At 66.8% G+C, this 4070-nt stretch carries 4 protein-coding genes; 3 read left to right on the top strand and 1 reads right to left on the bottom strand.

All coding sequences use genetic code 11. From position 1 onward, the window contains the following. The 3 genes from KBY19_RS35625 to KBY19_RS35615 all read left to right on the top strand — a co-directional run. Positions 1 to 767: ABC transporter substrate-binding protein (locus tag KBY19_RS35625; protein ID WP_210967498.1), on the top strand; the 767-nt coding region annotated here is incomplete at its 5' end. An 11-nt stretch (positions 768 to 778) separates the two neighbouring features. Further along, complete coding sequence (locus tag KBY19_RS35620; protein ID WP_185015946.1) at positions 779 to 2173, top strand: ABC transporter permease subunit; 1395 nt, start codon at positions 779 to 781, stop codon at positions 2171 to 2173. Between the two features lie 47 nt (positions 2174 to 2220). Continuing rightward, positions 2221 to 3060: a carbohydrate ABC transporter permease gene (locus tag KBY19_RS35615; protein WP_099877049.1), complete on the top strand. Its 840-nt coding sequence runs from the start codon at positions 2221 to 2223 to the stop codon at positions 3058 to 3060. A gap of 155 nt (positions 3061 to 3215) precedes the next feature. On the opposite strand, the gene KBY19_RS35610 is transcribed toward KBY19_RS35615, so the two are convergent. Continuing rightward, positions 3216 to 4070, bottom strand: an 855-nt coding sequence (locus KBY19_RS35610; RefSeq protein ID WP_210967497.1) for a glycoside hydrolase family 18 protein, incomplete at its 5' end; no start/stop codon positions are given.

The following is a 4070-nucleotide window of genomic DNA, read 5'->3' as shown; positions in this document are numbered from 1 at the left end:
ACTCCGGGCTGCCCGCCTTCTCGGTCGCGGGCGAGGACGGCTGGACCCTCACCGACTGGTTCGAGAACATCTACCTCTCGCAGGCCGGGCCCGAGAACTACGACAAGCTCGCCGCACACAAGATCCCCTGGACGCACCCGAGTGTCGTCAAGGCCCTGACCACGCTCTCCGAGCTGTTCAAGGACAAGAAGCTGGTTGCCGGCGGCGGTAAGGGCGCGCTGCGCACCACCTTCCCCGAGTCCGTCGAGCAGGTCTTCGGCAACGACCCCAAGGCCGGAATGGTCTACGAGGGGGACTTCGTGGGCGCCACCATCTCCGGCGACCTGAAGAAGAAGGTCGGCGTGGACGCGAAGTTCTTCCCCTTCCCCGCCGTCGGGGACGGGGAGAAGCCGGTCGTCGGCGGCGGTGACGCGGCCACTGTCCTCAAGGCCGGCAAGCAGCGCAAGGCCGGGATGAAACTGGTCGAGTTCCTCGCGACGCCGGAGGCGGCCGAGATCTGGGCCGGAGCCGGAGGCTTCCTCTCCCCCAACAAGAGCGTGAAGCCCGAGGCGTATCAGGACGACATCACCCGCAAGACGGCCAAATCGCTGATCGAGGCCGGTAATTCGGTCCGCTTCGACATGTCCGACCAGGCCCCGGCCGCCTTCGGCGGCACCCAGGGCGCCGGCGAGTGGAAGCTTTTGCAGGACTTCCTGCGCGACCCGTCCGACCCCAAGGCCACGGCCCGCAAGCTCGAGGCCGCCGCCGCCAAGGCGTACAAGGACTGAGGAACGTACGGATGCCAGCCACTTCTGTGCAGGCCCCCGCCCGCCCGGCACCGCTGCCGGGCGGGGCGGGACCGGGCACCGGCGACCCCGAGCACAGCCCGCGCCGCCGGGCCCTACGCCGCCGACGCCTGATCGCCCTGCTGTTCATGCTGCCCGCGCTGCTGCTGCTCGGCGCGCTCGTCGCGTATCCCATCCTCTTCACGGTCGGGCGAAGCCTCTTCGACGCCTCGGGCACACGCTTCGTCGGCGTCGAGAACTACGCAGAGATGTTCCGCGACCCGGCGACGCTGAAGGCGATCCGCAACACCACCATCTGGGTGGTGGTCGCGCCGCTGCTGCTGACCGGCCTCGGGCTCATCCTGGCCGTACTGACCGAGAAGATCCGCTGGTCCACCGCGTTCAAGCTGGTGCTGTTCATGCCGATGGCGATCTCCTTTCTCGCCGCGGGCATCATCTTCCGCGTCGTCTACGAGCAGGACCCCGAGCGGGGCGTGCTGAACGCGGTCGCCGTCGGAGTGCACGACGCCTTCGAAGAAGGCGCCAGCTATCCGACCGCGCGCCCCAAGGACAGCACCGTGCTGGCCAAGGGCAAGGACGGCGCGTACACGACGAAGGACAAGGCCTCCCCCGGCAACACGGTCAACCTCGGCCTGGTCGGCGTCCCGCCCAAGGATCTGCCGAAGGATGCCGAGCCCGCACGCGACGCCTCGGCCGCCACCCCCGGCGGCGCCGAGCTGCGCGGTGTGGCCTGGGTGGACTTCACCCTCGGCGGTGGCGGAAAACCCGGACAGGTGGACCCGAAGGAGAGCGGGCTGCCGCGCCTGGCGGTGGAGGCGGTCGACGCGGACGGAAAGGTCGTGGCCGAGACGACCACCGCGTCCGACGGCTCGTACCGCTTCGACAAGCTGGCGGCCGGCGACTACTCCATACGCCTGCCCGCGCGGAACTTCGCCGAGCCCTACGGTGGCGTGGAGTGGCTCGGTCCCGCCCTCATCACCCCGGCGATCATCGGCGCCTACCTGTGGATCTGGACCGGCTTCGCGCTGGTACTGATCGGTGCCGGGCTCTCGGCCATGCCACGGGATGTCATCGAGGCCGCCCGGATAGACGGCGCGAACGAGTGGCAGATCTTCCGCAGGATCACCGTGCCGCTACTGGCTCCAGTGCTCGTGGTGGTCTTCGTGACCCAGGTGATCAATGTGATGAAGGTCTTCGACCTCGTCTTCGTCATCGCACCCGGCCCGGTGCAACAGGACGCCAACGTCCTCGCCCTGCAGATGTGGCTGGTGTCCTTCGGCGGTGGCAACAACCAGGGCCTGGGCAGTGCGCTGGGTGTCCTGCTGCTGCTCTTGGTGGTACCGGCGATGATCTTCAACATCCGACGCTTCCGCAGGAGCCAGTCATGACCGCCCTCCCCACCACGGCTTCCTCCAAGACCGGGAGGCCGAGGCCCATGGCCTGGCTGCTGCGGCAACTGAGCCGCAGCCTGGTGCAGCTCGGCCTCGTGATCGTCGGACTGCTGTGGCTCACTCCGGCCTTCGGGCTGTTCATCGGCTCCCTGCGGCCGGACGAGGACAATGCGGCCACCGGCTGGTGGAACGCCCTCACCAACCCCGGCAGTCTCTCCTTGGACGGCTACTCGGCCCTGCTGGACAACTCGGGCATCGTCGATGCCTTCTGGAACACAGTGCTGATCTCGGTGCCCACCACGGTGACCGTTGTGGTGGTCGCGGCCCTGGCCGGATACGCCTTCGCCTGGCTGGAGTTCCCCGGCCGCGACTGGATCTTCCTGATCGTGGTGGGCATGCTCGTGGTGCCCATCCAGGTCGGCCTGCTGCCCGTGGCCAAGATGTTCGGCGCGGTCGGACTCTTCGGCACGATCCCCGGGGTGGTTCTCTTCCACGTTGCGTACGGGCTGCCGTTCGCCGTCTTCCTGCTACGGAACTACTTCGCGGAAATCCCCCGCGAAATGCTGGAGGCCGCCCGGATGGACGGCGGCAGCGAGTGGCGGATCTTCCTCCGGCTGGTCCTCCCGCTGGGACGACCGGCGATCGCGTCCCTTGCGATCTTCCAGTTCCTGTGGGTGTGGAACGACATGCTGGTGTCGCTGATCTTCGCAGACAGCCAGTCGCAGCCGCTGACGGTGGCCCTGCAGTCGGAGATGCGGCAGTTCGGCAGCAACATCGGCGTACTGGCACCCGGAGCCTTCCTGTCCCTGATCGTGCCAGTGGCGATCTTCTTCGCCTTCCAGCGGCACTTCGTCCAAGGCGTGATGGCAGGGTCGGTGAAGTGACTTGTAGATGCTTGTAGAGGAAAGTGCTCGGTAGGCGAAGTGACCTCGCCGACCGAACGGCAGAGTCATGAGGCGGGGCGCCACCCATCCGGTGGCGCCCCGCTCCGGCGACGTAACAGTGATTGCGGCTTCGCTGCCGACCAACTGCGCGGCCCCTACCGGATGGACTTGATCAACTCTCCGTCCCGGGTGTCACCGCTCAACTCCCACAGGAACGTGCCGCCCAGCTTCTGTTTCTTGGCCCAGTCGGCCTTTCCTCCGATGGTCTGGGGAGTGTCGTAGCTCCACCACTCGTTGCCGCAGTGTGCATAGGCGGTACCGCCGACCGTGCCGTTGGCGGGGCAGCGGGTCTTGAGGATCTTGTAGTCCTCGATGCCCTGCTCGTATTTGCCCGGAGCGGGACCGGTCGCCGTTCCGCCGGGTTCCTTCTGCGTCACTCCCGTCCAGCCACGGCCGTAGAAGCCGAGCCCCATCAGGATCTTCTCAGGAGGGACTCCGTTCCATATGAGTGCCGCGATGGACGATTTGGTGTCGAACAGTTTCTTGGGGATCCCGTCGTAGTCTTCCAGCGGCGAGTGCGGCGCTGTCGGTCCCTGTTTGTCGAAAGCGCCGAAGTAGTCGTATGTCATGGGCAGGTACCAGTCGACATACTGTGCGGCCGTCTTGTAGTAGTCGGAGGCCTCCATCTTGCCGCCCTTGGTGGCGTCTGCGGAGATGGCCGCTGTCACCAGCTTGTCGCCGAACTTGCCACGCAGCGCCTTCATCACCTTCGTGAAGGCGTGTCGGCCGCTGGTGTCGCAGCTCAGACCGCAGGCGTTCGGGTACTCCCAGTCGATGTCGATGCCGTCGAAGAGCCCCTTCCAGCGGGAGTCGTTGAGCAGGTTGTAGCAGGACTCGGCGAAGGCCTCCGGATTCTTGGCGGCCTCACCGAAGCCGCCGGACCAGGTCCAGCCGCCGAAGGACCACAGCACCTTCAGGTCCGGGTGCTTCTGCTTGAGCTTGAGCAGCTG

It is taken from the genome of Streptomyces sp. B15, from assembly GCF_018070605.1.
GTDB classification, from domain to species: domain Bacteria; phylum Actinomycetota; class Actinomycetes; order Streptomycetales; family Streptomycetaceae; genus Streptomyces; species Streptomyces smyrnaeus.
Note: the sequence above shows the minus strand (reverse complement) of the source record. Positions and strands in the feature narration are given on the sequence as shown.

Excerpts from the sequence above, each read along its gene's own strand:
- KBY19_RS35620 (WP_185015946.1), top strand. The coding sequence starts at position 779 with ATGCCAGCCACTTCTGTGCAGGCCCCCGCCCGCCCGGCACCGCTGCCG.
- KBY19_RS35615 (WP_099877049.1), top strand. The coding sequence starts at position 2,221 with ATGGCCTGGCTGCTGCGGCAACTGAGCCGCAGCCTGGTGCAGCTCGGC.